This is a genomic window from Algibacter sp. AS12 (genome assembly GCF_046736315.1).
Classification (GTDB): domain Bacteria; phylum Bacteroidota; class Bacteroidia; order Flavobacteriales; family Flavobacteriaceae; genus Algibacter_B; species Algibacter_B amylolyticus.
Genome location: NZ_CP151841.1, coordinates 2660978 through 2679386 on the forward strand (window position 1 = coordinate 2660978; position 18409 = coordinate 2679386).

Sequence of the window (18409 nt, forward strand, 5' to 3'; positions counted from 1 at the left end):
ATCACCAAATTAAATTATGAAAAATAACATTTTACTTCTGTTTCTATTCACGTTTGTATTAGCATGTGCTGCAAACATAAAACCCATTGAAATTTATGTTTCTGTTAATGGAACATCGGCAAACGATGGCTCTAAAGCGAAACCGTTTTCTAGTATTAATCAGGCTGTCAATAAAGCAAAAGAGCTAAAATCGAATAATTCAGATGCTGAAGTAATAATTAATGTTTTGCCAGGAGATTATTATCTAACCCAAGCTATTGAAATTCCGGCTTCTTTAAGTGGTATTTCTATTGTAGGTACCGATGCTTCGGAAGTGCATGTAAAAGGTTCGGTAGTTTTAGATTCGAAATGGACAAAATTTAACGAGAATGTTTTTGTAACTCCAGTTGATAACTCATTAGATTTCGATCAATTAATTGTTAATGGGAAGGCTCAAATTTTAGCACGTTACCCTAATTATGATGAAAACGGGCATTACTGGCAAGGTTATGCTGCCGATGCAATTTCAAAAGAACGTGTTGCTTCTTGGGGAAATCCTAAAGGCGCATTTTTACATGCCTTACACAGTGGAAGATGGGGCGGATTTCATTTTGAAATTACAGGTGTAAATGCAGATGGAACGCCAATTTTAAAAGGTGGTCATCAAAACAACAGAGGGTCTAAACCACACAAAGAATACCGTATGGTTGAAAATGTTTTTGAAGAATTGGATAGTCCTGGTGAATGGTTCTTAAATAGAGATACTAATAAGCTATACTACTGGCCTGCAGAAGGTGTAAATGTAAATGAAGATCACATTGAAGTAGCAGTTTTAAAAGATTTAATTCAAGTAGTTGGTAGTTTAGATACCCCGGTTAAAAATGTTACAATTAGCAATATCACTTTCGAAAATACCCAACGCACTTTCATGGAAAATTTTGAACCGTTGTTACGCAGCGATTGGACAATCTACAGAGGAGCTGTTTTGTTTTTTGAAGGCACCGAGAACTGTAAAGTTGAAAATAGTGTATTCACCAATTTAGGTGGAAACGTTATAATGGCTAGCAAATACAATAAAGATTTGGTAGTAGAAGGTAACCATATATACAATTGTGGAGGTAGCGCCGTATCTTTTATTGGTGACCCTTCGGCGGTGAGATCACCATCCTTTAATTATGGACAATTTGTTCATTTTAAAGATATGGATACCGTACATGGACCAAAAAACGAATTATTTCCTCGCGAATGTTTAGTAGATAACAACCTAATTTATAGAATAGGTCGTATTGAAAAGCAAACCGCAGGTGTACAAATTTCAATGGCTATGGATATTACTGTACGCCATAACAGTATATACAATGTGCCTAGAGCTGGTATTAATATTGGCGATGGTACTTGGGGCGGACATATTTTAGAATTTAACGATGTGTTTAATACCGTTTTAGAAACTAGCGATCATGGCTCATTTAACTCATGGGGTCGCGATCGTTTTTGGCACCCTAAGCGTGGTAAAATGGACAGCCTTACAACTGCTATTCCAGATATGTTTAAGTGGGATGCTATAAAAACAACTATTATTAGGAACAACCGTTTTCGTTGCGACCATGGTTGGGATGTCGATTTGGACGATGGGTCTTCAAACTATCATATTTATAATAATTTAATGCTAAATAGCGGATTAAAATTGCGTGAAGGTTTTAATCGTGTGGCAGAAAATAATATTATGGTTAATAATTCGCTGCATCCGCATGTTTGGTTTGCGAATAGTGAAGATGTATTTAAACATAATATTGTTGGCGATACTTATCAAGATGTTGGTTTGTTGGGTTGGGGTAAAGATTTAGATTATAACTTATTTCCTAATGAGGCAGCTATGATGAAACCACAAATTTACAATCGAGATAAACATAGTGCCTATGGTGATCCTTTGTTTGTAAATCCTGAGCAGTTAGATTTTACAGTCTCTAAAAATTCGCCAGCTTTAAAATTAGGATTCAAGAATTTTCCAATGGATCAATTTGGAGTTCAAAAAGAATCATTAAAAAAAATAGCGAAAACACCAGAAATTCCTAAAATTAAAGACCCTTCGGGAATTAGAAATAATCCAGTTGTAGCTTGGTTAAGAAACCAGTTGAAAAGTGTAGACTCAGAGCAAGAACAATCAGCTTACGGTTTAAATACCGCAGAAGGTGTTATTGTTTTAGGAATTTGGAAAGGTAGCCCTGCCGTAAAAAACGATGGTATAAAAAAGGGCGATGTTATTCTTGAAGCTTCAGGAGAACAAGTAGCTACTGTAAAAGATTTTTTCAGAATTAATGGGGAAAATAAATCAGATAAATTAGATTTGGTAATCATGAGAAACCAATCAGAAAAAACATTAACTATTAACACTAAATAAGGTTAAAGCGAAAAAATAATATAATGATTAACAGTAAGCACGTACTAATACTTTGTTTTATCTCAATTTTGAGCCAATTATCTTTTGCTTTTCAAGAAATACAAGAGTTTCCCAATATTGTTTTAATTAATGCAGACGACCTTGGTTATGGTGATTTAAGTTGTTTTGGAGCGACTAAACTTAATACCCCGAATATCGATAAATTAGCTGAAGAGGGCAGAATGTTTACAGATGCACATGCTGCATCGGCAGTTTGTACACCATCGCGTTATGCATTACTTACTGGAGAATATCCTGTAAGACACGGAAACTTGAATAGCCCTGTTTTTCTTAAAAATAAGTTAGTTATTGATACTCAAAAAGAAACAATAGCTTCCTTACTCAAAAAGGCTGGTTATGCAACGGCTTGTATAGGAAAGTGGCATCTTGGTTTTGGAACTACAGAGCCTGTAGATTGGAATAAACCTCTAGCTCCTGGACCTAACGAACTTGGTTTTGATTATTATTACGGAGTACCCGTTGTAAATAGTCATCCACCTTTTGTATATGTTGAAAATCATGATGTTGTGGGGTTTACAGAAGATGACCCTTTTGTTTATGGACAAAAAGCCAAAACAAAAAAGGTTTTTGAAAAAATGCATTTAGGTGCTATTGGAGGTGCAGATAAAGCACACGAGTTATATGTAGATAATCAAGTAGGAACTCATTTAAAAGATAAGGCTGTTAGTTGGATGAAATCGCAAAAAGAAAACCCTTTCTTTATGTATTTTGCAACAACCAATATCCACCATCCTTTTACGCCAGCACCACAATTTATAGGAACAAGTGAAAGTGGTTTATATGGCGATTATGTTCATGAATTAGATTGGATTGTTGGCGAAGTTATGCAAACTCTTGAAGAAATGGGCGTAGCAGAAAACACTTTAGTTATATTTACTAGTGATAACGGAGGTATGTTTAATGCCACAGGTCAAGAGGCATGGAAAGATGGGCACCGATTGAATGGTGATTTATTAGGTTTTAAGTTTGATGCTTGGGAGGGTGGTCATCGTATACCATTTATTACACATTGGCCAAATAAAATAAAGGCATCCGAAGTTTCTAATCAGTTGATTTGTAATGTTGATATGTTAGCCTCTTTTTCAGCGCTTACAGGACAAGAACTGGAAGAAGGACAAGGGAAGGATAGTAAAAATATGTTGCCAGCAATTATGGGGCGAACTAATAAGCAATTAAGAAATGAAGTGTTATTAGCGCCTCAAAAAAAATCACATCTCGCTTTACGTAAAGGAAAATGGCTTTATATAGGCGGACAAGGTGGAGGTGGTTTCTCTTCAAGTAAACAGGGTACACATGGGTTTGGAGGGCCCGCAGCAATAACTTTTGCAGGAGAAATTAATAGTGATATCGAAAATGGTAAAATAAAGAGGGATGCACCAGTAGGTCAACTTTATAACCTTGAAGAAGATATTTCACAGACTCATAATCTGTATAACCAGTATCCAGAAGTAGTAAAACAAATGCAAAACAGTTTAGATACCTATAAATCAGGAAAGAAATTAACTATTAATACTAAATAAATGAAAATGAAAACTTTAAAAAAAATACTGCTTGTGGCATTAGTCGTTGCCTTAAACGCCAATGTAGGGTTTGCACAAAGCTCTAGCAAGAAAAAATTATCTGATGACGAGCGTATGGAATGGTGGCGCGACTCTAAATTTGGAATGTTTATCCATTGGGGTGCATATTCTATTATTGGAGGCGAACGTGGCACAAAAATAGCTGGTGGTGGCGCAGAATGGGCAATGGATAAATTAGATTATACGGTAGAAGAATACGAGAAATTTCCAGAAATGTTTAATCCAGTATTGTTTGATGCCGATGCTTGGGTAAGTATGGCTAAAGATGCGGGTATGAAGTATATCGTACTAACATCTAAACATCATGAAGGTTTTGGGTTATGGGACTCAAAAGTATCGGATTATGATGTAATGGATACATCGCCTTTTAAACGCGATATCGTAAAAGAATTATCAGAAGCTTGTAAAAAGCAAGGGATTAAGTTTTGTTTATACTATTCAATTGTAGATTGGCATCATCCACAAGCTCAGGGAAACCTATATCCTAATTATAATATTGCACAACATGATGATCCATCAGTTGTTAATCCGGAATTTCCTCAGTATTTTAAAAACTACATGAAACCTCAGGTAAAAGAACTTTTAACCAATTATGGAGATATTGGTGTAGTTTGGTTTGATGGCGATTGGATTTCAGATTATACTACCGAAATGGGTAAAGAACTTTACAGTTTTATTCGTGATATTCAACCTAACACTATTGTAAATAATAGAGTTGATAAAGGTAGAACAGGAATGGATGGAATGAACAATAAACCAGGTCAGTTTGCAGGAGATTTTGGAACACCAGAACAAGAAATTCCAGATACAGGTATTGATTCTGATTGGGAAGCTTGTATGACTATGAATGGTACTTGGGGTTACAAACCAGCTGATAATAAGTGGAAAAGCAGTGAGGATTTAATTGAAAAATTAGTAGATATCGTTTCTAAAGGAGGTAACTTTTTATTAAATATCGGACCTGATGGCTTTGGAAGATTCCCAGCGGAAAGTATTCGTCGTTTAGAGGCTATGGGACAATGGACAAAGAAAAATGGAGAATCTGTTTATGGCGCTTCTGCTAGTCCTTACGAAAAACCAAAATGGGGACGTTACACGGAAAAAGATGGAGTGTTATATGCTCATGTTTTCGATTGGCCAAAAGATGGTTTATTAAAGCTTAACAAAGATGTTAAGTTTAAAAAAGTAACCATGTTAACCGATCCTGATACCGAATTAAAAGCATTAGGAACTTCTAGAGAAGTAATAGTTGAAGTGCCTATTATGGCGCCAGACTATCCTGTGTCTGTTGTTAAAATTGAGTTAGCTAAATAATGTGTTTTTTTATAAAAAGATTTAATAAACTTTATTAGAATAAAATGAACATTGTAGTTAACTTAAAAGTTAGCTACAATGTTTTTTTTTAATAGCTAAACCACTTAAAATTATTGAACATGAAAATATTCTATAAATTAATTCTAATTGTAGTATTTGCATTTTTTAACGCAAGTTTTGTTTATGCTCAGGAAAATATAGAAACCTCAATAAAAACAGATAATGAACAGCTTTCCGAGTGGAAAAAAGCAAATGAAGAAGCTTTTAATGGCACTACCGAAAGTCCTTTTGAAAAACCGAGTTGGGGAAGCTACACCAAAAAAGATGATGTTGTTTATGCGCATATTTATGATTGGCCAACAGATGGAAAACTCATAATAGATAAAAATATGAAAGTTAGAAAGGCTTATTTAGAATATGGAGAGAAGAAATTGAAAACAGAATTAGTCGATGGCGATTTAACGGTGTTTTTACCTAAAGAAGCTCCAAATAGTATTGCTACAGTTGTGAAAATTCAATTAACACCAACTGAAGATTGGGCGAATTTAAACCGTTACAGACAAGCCAATGCGCAATTAAAAGCACCAGCTAAAAAAGAACAACGCGTGGTATTTATTGGGAATTCTATAACTGATAATTGGACTAGAGACCACGGGCAATTTTTTGAGGCAAATCCATCTTATGTAAACAGAGGTGTTAGTGGGCAAACAAGTAGCCAAATGTTAGTAAGGTTTAGACCCGATGTTATTGAGTTAAAACCAAAAGTTGTTGTTATTTCGGCAGGTACAAACGATATAGCAGGAAACAGAGGCGCTATCAGTATAGCGCGTATAGCAGGAAACATTTTTTCGATGGTCGAATTAGCCAAAGCTAATAACATAAAAGTGGTTTTAGCTTCGGTATTGCCAGCATCAAGTTACTCCTGGAGTCCATCAGTGGAACCAGCAGATAAAATTATTGTATTAAATACGTTACTTAAGGCTTATGCTAAAGAAAACAAGGTTGTGTATTTAGATTATTATACGGCAATGGTTAACGAAAATAAAGGGTTGAAAAAAAATTTAGGTCGCGATACAGTGCATCCAAATGCTGCAGGTTACGATGTTATGGAGCCAATGGTGCAAGCCGCCATTAAAAATGCTTTGTAATAATAGTAGTTTAACAAAATAAAAAGTGCTAGTTACTATGAGATATCAAGTTTTAATAATTTTTGTATTCTTCATTTTTTCTTGTGAAAAGCAAGAGGAAGAAATTCCTAAAAATGTATTAATTATTTGTATCGATGATTTACGACCAGAATTAAAATCCTTTGGCGCCAATTATATTAAATCGCCAAATATAGATGCCTTGGCAAACAAAGGGATGAAATTTACCAATCACTTTGTAAATGCTCCAAGTTGCGGTCCATCACGTTATACGTTTTTAACAGGGCAATATGGTTTACAGTATAGAAGAGATAGTAATGCGGCATTATTTTCGAGATCAGAAGATCAATTACAAACATCGAAAAAGTTTGATCCAAGTATGCCAGAATGGTTTAAGCAAAATGGTTACACAACGGTTTCTGTGGGCAAAGTGTCGCATCATCCGGGAGGTCGCGGAGGCGATAATTGGGATAACGATTCCATTATTGAAATGCCAGGAGCTTGGAATAAACATATCATGCCTGTTGGAAGCTGGAAAACGCCGAGAGGTGCTATGCATGGGTTGGCATATGGACAAGTAAGAACTCCAGATCATCGCGATGTTATGGAATCTGTAGATGATTTAGATACCAGTTACCCAGATGGATTAATTGCAAAAGAAGGATTAAATCAAATAGAAAAATTAGCAGCTGCCAAAAAGCCTTTCTTTTTAGCTATAGGTTTAATAAAACCACACTTACCTTTCGGCGTACCAAAAAAGTATTTAGATATGTATGAAGGTGTGGAAATTTCTGAAATTCAACACCCAGAAAAACCGGAAGGAGAAACGACTTGGCATCCATCAGGTGAGTTTATGAAGTACAATCGTAATGGCAAGGATCCGAGAACAGACAATGAATTTGCCATGGAATTAAAACGCTATTATGCAGCGTGTGTGAGTTACGCAGACAAGCATGTTGGAGATATTTTAAAAAAGCTAAAAGACACAGGAGCAGATAAAAACACCATAGTTGTGCTTTGGGGCGACCATGGATGGCATTTAGGAGAACACGCAATTTGGGGTAAACATAGTTTGTTTGAAGAATCTTTGCAATCGCCATTAATTATTTACAACCCCGAAATGAATGAAAACGGACAAGAAATAGATGCTATTGTTGAAAGTTTAGATGTTTTTCCAACGCTATCAGAATGGTGTAATTTACCAAATCCAGAGTTTGCGGATGGAAAGTCGTTAGTACCTGTTATAAAAAACAAGGAAGTATATTCTAGAGTAGCTGTAGCTTATACTTCAGGAGCAACAACTATAAGAACTTCAAAATACCGCTTTACCGAAAAAAGGGGAGGAACTTTAGAGCTTTACGACCATGTTAATAACCCAGATGAAACTATTAACATAGCTAACGAAAATCCAGAAGTTGTAAAGGAATTAAAACAAATGTTGAATGATAAGTTAGATGAAAAGGCATTTAATAGGAATCCTTAAAAAATGATGTTTAAAAATTTTAAAGACTTTAAATAGTAAAATTTGCTCAAGAATTTTTGAAATGCTATGAGCTAAATAACAAAAACAAATAAAAAATGAAGTGTACTAAAAAAGTATGGAGTGGTTTGCTTATAGTGATTTTGTTAACCAGTTGTTTTTCAGAAAAAAAAGAAACGGCTAGTTTAAATATTGACAAAACACTAGAATCTAATGTTTTAAAAACGAAAGCAACTGTAAAAACATTAAAGTCAGCAAGTCGACTTCCTAGAAGTATAGAAAATAATGAAAAAAATTGGAGTCTTGTTCCTGTAAAAGATTGGTGTAGTGGTTTTTGGCCTGGTGTATTGTGGTACGCTTACGAAGCTTCAGGAGATGAATCTATTAAAAAGGAAGCAGAAAAATTTACGATACCGATTAAAAAGATAGCCTATAAATCTGCATTAGATCATGATATAGGTTTTCAAGTATATTGTAGTTATGGAAATGGTTACAGACTTACTGGTAATGAGGCTTATAAAGAGGTTCTCTTAGCAGCTGCCGATACTTTAGCAACGCTTTACAATCCTATAGTTGGTTCTATTCATTCTTGGCCAATGAAACCGCAATACCCGCATAACACCATTATAGATAATATGATGAATCTTGAACTCTTGTTTTGGGCAGCCAAAAATGGAGGTTCTAAAACGCTTTACGATATTGCCGAAAGTCATGCAGAGGTTACTATGAAAAATTTAGTTCGACCAGATTATTCTGCCTATCATTTAGGTTCTTTTGATGATAAAACAGGAGCTTTTATAAGAGGTGTGGCGCATCAAGGTTATGCCGATGATTCTATGTGGGCGCGTGGACAAACCTGGGGTATTTATGGGTTTGCTTTTTCTTATAGAGAAACTGGAAGGGAAGATTTTTTAAACACTTCTACTCATCTTGCCGATAAATATTTAGAACGCTTACCAGTGGATGGTATTCCTTTTTGGGATTTCGACGACCCTAAAGTTCCTAATGCGCCAAAAGATGCTTCGGCAGCAGCTATCGCAGCATGTGGTATGCTCGAATTAGCTGTTTTAGTTAAAGATGATGCCTTGAAAAATAAATATTACAACGCAGCTAAAAGATTCATATCTATTTTATCCACAGATGCCTATATGAGCAATCAAAAAAATCAAGCTTTGTTATTACATTCCACAGGTCATCATCCTAAAAACTCTGAAATTGATGCCTCTATAATTTATGCGGATTATTATTTTATGGAAGCCTTGTTGAGGTTGAAAAAAATGGAAGAATATAAGAAGTCTTAGTAATAATTAGATATCAATTTAAAGACTGTAAACTATAAATAAAATCATGAAGAAATTTTTAATTTTAATAATGGCATTATTTTTCGGCTTATTCCAGTTTGCACAAAATGGAAATGAAATAGCTTCCACTAGTTTTTCAACATTAAATTGGATTATTCTAATTGTATTTTTATTGGGTACGACGCTTATTGGAGAGTTAGTTAAAAATAAAGATAAAGGCTTAGATGCTTTTTTTAAAGGCGGAAATAATTTGCCTTGGTGGGCGGTTTCCTTATCGCTAATAGCCACAAAAACTAGTGTTGCCACATTTATTGCTGTACCAGCCTTTATTTTTTCCATGAACGGTAATTTGACCTATTTACAAATGACCATTGGTTTTGCATTAGGAAATGTGCTGTTTGTTTATGTTTTACTTAAGGAATATTATGAAGAAGGTGTATTCAGTCCTTATGATTTTATTCAAAATAGGTTGGGTGTAAAAACAAGTCAACTATCCCGAACGTTCTTTATGATTGGGGCTACCATGAGTCAAGGTGTAAGACTCTTAGGGACAGCTTTAGTGCTCAGTGTTATTACAGGACAAAGTACCATGGTTTGTATTGTAATTATTGCACTTTTTGCTGTTATTTGGTCCTACATAGGCGGTATAACTACGGTAGTTTGGACGGATGCTATTCAGTTTATAATCTTTATTTTTGGGGCCTTTTTTGCTTTGTTTTATGCAATTGGTGACATTCCTGGAGGTTTTGGCGAGATGATGGCAATAGCAGACGAAAAAGCAAAACTAGTGCTCTGGGATTTATCTTTAGACCCACATAAAACCTATACCTTGTGGGTTGGTATTTTAGGCTGTACTTTTTTCGAGTTTGGCTCCAATGCCGTAGATCAAGTAGTAACCCAACGCGCATTATGCTGTAAAAACCTAAAAGAAGCCCGAAAAGCAGTAGCTTTTTCAGTAATTGGTGTTGCCACAACCTGGATTATGGCTTTCGTTGGCATTGGTTTGGTAGCCTATTATGATATTAACCCGTTATCCGATTTGGTAAACGCTTCTATAAGTTCAGAACCAGATAGGATCTTCCCATATTATGTGGTTAACGAACTACCAAATGGGATTTCAGGATTAATAATTGCGGCCATGTTTGCGGCGGGTATTTCAACCTTAGATTCTGCTTTAACAGCACTTTCTCAAACCAGTGTTATGGGAATTGGGACTTTGGTGTTCCCTAAATTAAAAACTATGGACGAAAATAAAGTGGTTAAAATTTCAAAAAATGCCATTATCGTTTGGGGAATTATTTTAGCTTTATTGGCGTATGGATTCAGCTTTTTTCAAGATGGCGGCCTATTAGCCTTAGGGTTTAAAGTTCCGGGTTACGCTTATGGTACTTTAATTGGAATCGCCTTTTTAGCACTAATGCGAAAAGGAACATTTACAGGAATTTTAATAGGAGCCATTTTAGCCATTGTGATTATTGCGCTTATGCACTACGATGGTATCAGCTTCTTTTGGTGGTTTCCTGTTGGTGCTTTAGTGGTTATTATAGTTGCCTTATTACATTCAAAATTGTTAAAGAATAAAACAGAAATAGTTTAAAAATTATAAGATAAATAAGTTAAAAGAAAGATGAAAACATTTAATACAACATTAATAGAAGGTTATGACGTAATTGTAGTAGGCGGAGGCGTTTCAGGTAGTCATGCCGCTATTGCATCGGCAAAAACGGGAGCAAAAACGTTACTTATCGAGCAGTTTGGTTTTCTAGGAGGTTCGTTAACAGCTATGGGTGTTGGTCCCATGATGACTTTCCATAACCGTGCTGGCAGACAATTAGTTTTCGGTTCGCCAAACGAAATGGTAAGCAGGTTGGTAGCTAAAGGAGCAAGTCCTGGGCATATTTTAGATGGAACGGGGTATTGTTCAACCGTAACTCCTTTTGATGCTGAAATGTTGAAAGTCACTTTAGAAGATATGGTTATTGAAGCGGGAGCCGAAATTTTATACCATACCCGTTTAATTGATATTTCAAAAGAAGGTAGAGAAATTAAATCTGTTTTTATTCATAATAGAGGTGGTATTCAAGAAATACCAGCAAAGGTTTTTGTTGATGCCAGTGGCGATAGCGAAATAGTAAAACTTTCGGGAGTACCGTTTACTGAAGGTAGAGTAGAAGATAATAAATCGCAACCAATGACCACAAATATAAAAGTGGGTAATGTAGATAGAGAAAAGCTTATCGAATATATGGTTAACAATTGGGATCAGTTTGATGCTGATGAAAGAGACGACGATAAGTCTGAAATTTTAAAACGTACGGCACGTATTTCTACTTGGGGCTTCTATGATTTATGGAATGAAGCCAAAGCAAAAGGAGAGGTTACAGTGCCAAGGGATAATGTGTTGTTTTTTGAAACGAATACGCAAGGCGAGTTTATTTTTAACACCTCAAGAGTACTTGGTTTCGACCCCTTAAATCCATTCGATTTAAGTAAAGCCGAAACTATGGGGCGTAAGCAATGTGTCGAAATATTTAATTTCTTAAGAAAATATGCTCCAGGTTTTGAAAAAGCCACTTTTGTAAGTACAGCACCGCATATTGGAATTCGCGAGTCTCGCCATCCACATGCAAAATATGTATTATGTGCAGAAGATTTAGTAAACGAAGTACATTTTAAAGACCCTATAGCTGTAGGAGGTTATCCATTAGATATTCACTCTCCCGACGGTGGAGATACAGATACTGTCCATTTAAAAGATGAAGGGGCGTATTATATCCCTAAAGATTCATTATTAACTAATGAGGTTGATAATTTAGTGCTTTCAGGTAGAGCTATTGGTGCCGACCACCATGCTAGTGCAGGGTTACGCGTTACACCTATTGCCATGGCTATTGGTCAAGGTGCAGGAACATTGGCAGGCTTATCTGTAGTTAATCATGTAAATCCTGAGGATTTGGATTATGAGAAATTAGCTAAAAAGTTAATAGAGGATGGAGCTTATTTAGGCTAGTCATCATTAATGATGTCGTTTTTTATAAATATTTTATAATTATTTTAAAGTATGAGAATTCTAAATTTAGTAATTGCTTGCTTATTTTTTAGTACAACTGCTTTTGCTTCGGAAATAGGAGAAAATACTATTTTAAGTAGTAATCAGCATTCAAAAGCAGCTAAGGCTAATGAAACTATAGCGTATGCATTTGAAATTAATAATGCCACAAATGAAGAACAGACTTTCAGAGTCTACATTAAAAACCCCCGCACTTTAGCATGTGAAGCAACCTTGTTGGATTCGGTAGTTTCTGTAAAAGGAAATCAGGTTTATAAAGGAGAACTTTCAGTAAAAGTAAGCGATAGAATTCCTGTTGGAGGTCAAGAATCTAGTTTTTTAGTCATAGAAAATAAAGCCAATAAAAGATTTGAAACTTTGGAGTTTATCACCGTTCATTATAAACCACACCCTTTTCTTTTTGTTACAGATGTTATATTGGAAGAAGCTAAAGAAAAGGTGAAACATGCAGATTGGGCAAAACAAAATTTAGATGACCTTATAGTATTTGCCAATACCTATGAAGTTCCGGAAAGAAAGGTGGTAGATAAGGCAAGAAATACCCGTAGATGGAAAAGTCTTTCTTATCAAGCAGCAGATTCAGAAAAGGCTTTTAAAGTGCTTTTGGCCTATAAACTAACTGGGAATCAAACCTATTTAGATAAAGTAGTTCGTTTGGTAAAAGAAGTTACAGATCCAGAAAAAGGATATCTTTCTATTGGCGCAGCGACAACAGGTGTTCAAGTACACGAGGGCAACTTTTTTATGTATTTAGCGGCTATTTGCGATGTTTTGTATGGAGAAGATGTTTTTTCAAAACAAGACCGTGAGAACATAGAAAAAACCATGCGTTTTTATTTAGAACTCGATAAGGCGCATATGGATCCTATTGGTATTATGAATCATCAAGCTAGTGCAAATGCAGGATCTGTAATTACATCGCTTTTTTTACAAGATATTACAACTTTAAATCATTTTGTTGAAAGTGATGGAGGTTTAGTAGATCAAATGACCAAAGGCATCATGCCAGATGGTTGGTGGTTTGAAGGGACTCCTGGATATTGTTATTTGGTTACAGAAAGATTTAGTCTTATAGCTCAAGCTTTTGAAAATTTTGGTTGGAACTTATATGATGCACGATTTCCTGTTCGATTTAAAAGTAAAGATTTTGAAAATGCCAAAGAAGGTTTTACAGGAATGAAGTTTGACATTTGGGGACCAACCGGAAGTAATACCAGAGGACTTAAAGAAATGGTAATGGCCTATATTCCTATGATGGATGAAAATGCAAATTTAATTCCCAATAATGATGGTACCGTTGCCAAACCACATGAGTTTTATGAATTAGGATACAGACATTTTAAAGAAGATGATCTAGCATGGGTGATAAGTAAATCAGAAAGAGATAGCTGGGAATCTTTATTATATGGGGTACCATCGCTTCCAGAGGTAAAAGATCCACGTTCAAAATCCGAATTTGTCTCAAATGTTGGTTTAGTAGCATTGCGTTCGCAACCAAAAAGTGAAAATCCTGAAGATCAAATTCAGGCCTATTTTAAGTTTGGAACTCATGGTGGCTGGCATGGTCATTTAGACCGAACAGGAATGACGGCCTTAAATAGACACGGACACAAGTATTTTGGGACAGAAATGGTTTGGTTTGGTTATGGTCATCCAGGATACAAGGAGAGCGTACAAGCATCTGCAACACATAACATGGTGGTGGTTGATGGTTTACAGCAAGAGGCCGTTCCTTCTGAGCAAATATTATTTTATAAAGGTGATTTAATGCAAGCTACGGTAGTACAAACTGAGGCCAGGTGGAGACGGATACCTATATTTAACAGAGAAATTTTCCCACCTTGGAATGACTTCGACTATGATTCCGATTTTGAACCTATTTTACAACGCAGATTATCAATTGTTACAAATGATTATGTAGTAATTGCAGATTACATGAAAGGGGCTCAAAACCATACCTACGATTGGATGATTCATCCAGTAGGGTTTCAGTCTATTGAAGGCGCTAAAGCAAAAGGTACTAGACTGCCAAAATTGAGCGAAGATTCAAATTCTCAATACAAATACTTTACAAATGCCCAATGGTATAAATCTAAAAAAGGAACAAAAGTAATGTTTCAAGAAGGCGAAATGAAGTTGGATGTGCACACTATTTGGCCAAAAAAGACAGAGGTTCTTACGGCAACTTATCCAAATGGCGGTAAACAAAGAGATATTAGAAACAACCCAAATCGTGCAACCTATGGCGTTAGGCTGGTTGGCAAAGAAGCTCAGTTTTTAAATGTGATAGAACCCTATAAAGGCCCATCGGCAATTAATAAAATAGATTCTAAAAATGTAAACGAACTTATAGTTTATTTAAACGATGGAAGAAAACAAATAATTTTTATTGAAAATTTTAAAGAAGACAATATCCAAATAGTAATCGAGGAGTATAATAACGGTGAGTTAGTAAATTCTGAGAAAGCTAATTCTCAAACAATAAAATAAATGAAAAAATCAATTAGTTTATTAGTGTTAATGATTTCGGTGTTTTCAGCACAAGCAGAAGAAATTGTTAGCGATACTATTTTTATAAATTCAGTAGAAAAACTTGCAAAATACGCAGGAAAAGATAATGTATTAGTTAAAATGAAACCCGGCGAATACACAATTAATTCCATTAAAATCGGAAAACTAAGCGTGTTTAAATATGGAGAAAATAATAAAAGAAAAGGCGATTTTAGTATCGGTTCTTTAATTCATTTTTCAGGAAATAATAGTCAATATTTTTTAACAGGTGTAAGCTTAAATATTGATGGAGAACTACATAGAAACTATGCTAAAAGCGAATTTAGTGAGTTTTTGGTAAGTGGAAACAATAATTATATTGAAGGTTTAAAAGGGAAAGATGTAGGTCATGTCGTTCCTGCAAATCGTGTGCAAATGCTACGTGTTATGGGTGATGATAATACCATTAAAAATGCCGATTTATACGTACAAGGTTCTTCACCATACGGTTATGGCCATTTGTTAGGAAAAGGCAAAAAGGCATTAGCGCCTTTACATAAACATTCTGTTTTATTGGTTGAAGGTACAAATACAAAATTACTAGGGTGTAAAGTTGTTACTCATGCTTATGGCCATGGCATTTTTATGCAAGGTGCCGTAAATACACTTTTACAAGATTGTTATGTAGAAGGAAAAATGAGAGCAACAAACGACATGCTAGCAGAAACATCTGGTTTAGCTTTTAATGCGGGTTTTAAAAGTGATTATCCTCCAGGTAAAATATTACCAAACGAAATAAAGTCATTATCTGAAGATGGGATTAGAGCTTATCCTGCTGGTGGTTTAAATGGAAGAAAAACAAAAGGAATAACGGTTATTAATTGTACAGTAAAAAATATGCGTTCAGGATTTGATTTTAGCGCAAGTTTACCACCTGTGAAAATCACAGGTTCTACGGCTATTGGCTGTCAAGAAAAAGGCTTTTCGTTAAATTCAGGGGGTGTTATTGAAAGCTCTAAAGGCGATGCTTTATACGGGCCACTTATTACTTTTATAGATAAAAAAATTAAAAATTGTAAAGTCGATTTACAGTTAATAAACACGGTAAGTGAGTATAAGGTTTCGCGATTAGCTGAAATTAACGGTTCAGGCCATTATATAATCATTCGTAATTATCAAAATAAAAAACGTAGCGTTGTGTCTCCAATTGTTTTTGGAGAATCCTTTTGGGGAGATGTGCACAGGTATCGAAGTCCCGAAAAATCACATGGTACTTATGGAGGTGCAGAAAATATCCAATTGTTTAATTATACCGAAATGCCAGTTGAGTTAAATGATTTATCAATTAATTGCACGATTACCAATTCGGAAAAAAACAATAAAGTAATTAATGCTGGAATTGGAGGAAATAACACGAACGATTTGCTAAAACGTGTAGATAAAGATGTTTTAGAACATAATCCAGATTTAGTAATTATGATGGTTGGCACCAATGATATGCTGAATACAAGAAAATTAATAGATTATAAAACCTATACTTCTAACTTAGAGACATTAATTAAAAAAATAAAATCTAACGTAAGTAAGTTGGTGGTAATGAGCCCTATTCCAGCCGATAGTTTGTATTTATATACGCGACATAAAAAAATCTTGTTTTCAGAATCACCAAATAAAAAAATAGATGCCGTTGGTAGCATTGTTAAAACTTTAGCAGCAGAAAATAATGTTCGTTTTTACGATTTGAATGCCGAGTTTAAAGCCTTAAACTTACCAGTACACAATAAAGATTTATTGATAAGAAATGAAATGAATAGTGGCAAAAAAGATGGCGTGCATCCTACGGCATTAGGTTACCGATTTATGGCAGAGCATGTGTATCGTTTTTTAATGGAAAATGCCCTTCTAAATCCCAATCAAAAAATAATATGCTTTGGCGATTCTATAACAAGAGGCGGCGGTCAAGGCGCTAATTATCCTGCGTATTTAAATACATTAATTGAAAGATAAAATCAAGAAAGTGTATTTGACTGTATTGTCTTTTCAGTAATTTTAGTCATAAGTATTCATAATTTATAGAAATTGAACCCTGATTTATACTCAGGGTTTTATATGTTGATTAGTTTTATAAATTAAAAATAATACCTGTATGAATTTAACCAAATTATATTTATCCGTTTTTTTATTTGTTGTTCTATTTAGCTCTTGTGCAAACGCAAATAATAAAGTTACTGAGGCTATAGAAGAAGCTGTTCAAAATGAGTTTTTAACAGTAAACTCACTTTCCGAATTTAAAAAATATATAGACAAGGACCATGTAAAAATTAAACTGGCTCCTGGAAATTATCAAATAGACGACGCTAAGAAAATCAGATTTATTGAAATTACAGGAAATAATTCGCATTTTGATCTTACTGGTGCTCGGTTCATGGTAGATACGAAACTTTTCGGCCGTAAAGATTTAGAAAAAAGCGACGATGGTAATGCCATGTACTGCGCCATCGAAATTTCAGGAAACAATACCACTTTTGAAGGTTTATACATAGAAACCTATGGCGATGCATCAGGATTGCAGAGTAAAAACAAAATATTTAATGTTGTAGGAGAAAATATAGTACTTAAAAATGTTGAGGTACGTACTGCGGGTTCAAACCCTTGGGGCTATGGTTATTTATACGGCTTAGGCGGTGGCGATGTTAGAAAAATGAATGGTATTCGTGTAGGTTACCCTGCTAAAAATGTAACTCTTACTGGTTGTAAAGTACATATGCGTGCTATGGGGCATGCTATCTTTCTGCAAGGTGCCGAAAACACATTGATTGAAGATTGTCATGTAGATGGTTTATTGCGTACAACAGATGCCATTTTAGCTGAAACTTCGGGTTATGGGTTCGATAGAGATTTTTATGCTCAGAAACCAAGGCATCCGCACAAAAAAGGCTATGTAGAAGGTACTGTTATTGGATTAGATGGAAAGATTTTACCAGGAGAAATCGTGTCTTTAAGTGAAGATGGCATACGTTTATATCCAGAATATAATGGGCATCAAACAAAAAATACAACCGTAAAAGACTGTTCTGTTTTTCAAATGCGAAGAGGTGTTTGTGTAGGTTTAAATACGTCTGGCGATAAAGTTATAAATTGTGAGGTACGCGACTGTGTAACCACCGGTTTTAATGTTGGTAACGAAGATGTTATTATTAATTGTAGTGCCAATGCCAAGTATGGAGAAGCCTTTGGAGTGCCTTATACTAATGCTAAAAATGCTTCTGTAGATATTAATATTCTAGATAGTCGCAACGGTATGGCCAATAATATGTTGGCTAAAATTAATGGAACAGGACATCAAATTGTTATAAAAACAAGCAATAACGATTTTATTCCAGAAGACATGGTTATAAAACTTTCCGTATGGGAAGGTTATGGCAATTACAACCCAAAAGCAACCATGCATGCTACTAATATTAAACTTGAAAATGAAACGACTGCAAAGGTGTTGAAATTTTCAGGTACCGAAAATTTAGAGGTAGAAAGCAAGGGGGAAGTAGTAGACGTTAACTCAGAAAATGAATAACACCGTTACCTAGTATTGACT

General features: G+C 35.0%; 11 protein-coding genes. All 11 read left to right on the forward strand.

Features of this window, described 5'->3' with window-relative positions; translation table 11 throughout:
• The first annotated feature begins 16 nt into the window (after nt 1–16).
• Nucleotides 17–2377, forward strand: coding sequence for a PDZ domain-containing protein (locus AAFN75_RS11170; protein WP_411806386.1), 2361 nt, complete (start codon nt 17–19; stop codon nt 2375–2377).
• A gap of 68 nt (nt 2378–2445) precedes the next feature.
• Nucleotides 2446–3957 (forward strand): sulfatase family protein, encoded by a 1512-nt coding sequence (locus AAFN75_RS11175; protein WP_411806387.1) that lies wholly within the window; start codon nt 2446–2448, stop codon nt 3955–3957.
• A gap of 6 nt (nt 3958–3963) precedes the next feature.
• Complete coding sequence (locus tag AAFN75_RS11180) at nt 3964–5331, forward strand: alpha-L-fucosidase (RefSeq protein ID WP_411806388.1); 1368 nt, start codon at nt 3964–3966, stop codon at nt 5329–5331.
• 119 nt (nt 5332–5450) lie between these two features.
• A complete protein-coding gene (locus tag AAFN75_RS11185; protein ID WP_411806389.1) occupies nt 5451–6479 on the forward strand; it encodes a GDSL-type esterase/lipase family protein in 1029 nt (342 codons plus the stop codon).
• A gap of 37 nt (nt 6480–6516) precedes the next feature.
• On the forward strand, nt 6517–7959 hold the full coding sequence (locus AAFN75_RS11190) for a sulfatase (protein ID WP_411806390.1): 1443 nt from the start codon (nt 6517–6519) through the stop codon (nt 7957–7959).
• 95 nt (nt 7960–8054) lie between these two features.
• Nucleotides 8055–9257 (forward strand): glycoside hydrolase family 88 protein, encoded by a 1203-nt coding sequence (locus AAFN75_RS11195; protein ID WP_411806391.1) that lies wholly within the window; start codon nt 8055–8057, stop codon nt 9255–9257.
• A gap of 46 nt (nt 9258–9303) precedes the next feature.
• Nucleotides 9304–10854: a sodium:solute symporter family transporter gene (locus AAFN75_RS11200; RefSeq protein ID WP_411806392.1), complete on the forward strand. Its 1551-nt coding sequence runs from the start codon at nt 9304–9306 to the stop codon at nt 10852–10854.
• 30 nt (nt 10855–10884) lie between these two features.
• On the forward strand, nt 10885–12267 hold the full coding sequence (locus AAFN75_RS11205) for an FAD-dependent oxidoreductase (RefSeq protein WP_411806393.1): 1383 nt from the start codon (nt 10885–10887) through the stop codon (nt 12265–12267).
• 51 nt (nt 12268–12318) lie between these two features.
• The gene (locus AAFN75_RS11210) at nt 12319–14817 is read left to right on the forward strand and encodes a hypothetical protein (protein WP_411806394.1); all 2499 of its coding nucleotides are present in this window, start codon (nt 12319–12321) and stop codon (nt 14815–14817) included.
• A complete protein-coding gene (locus AAFN75_RS11215; protein WP_411806395.1) occupies nt 14818–16824 on the forward strand; it encodes an SGNH/GDSL hydrolase family protein in 2007 nt (668 codons plus the stop codon). It abuts the gene before it with no gap.
• A 139-nt stretch (nt 16825–16963) separates the two neighbouring features.
• A complete protein-coding gene (locus AAFN75_RS11220; RefSeq protein ID WP_411806396.1) occupies nt 16964–18388 on the forward strand; it encodes a hypothetical protein in 1425 nt (474 codons plus the stop codon).
• Nucleotides 18389–18409: the final 21 nt, after the last annotated feature.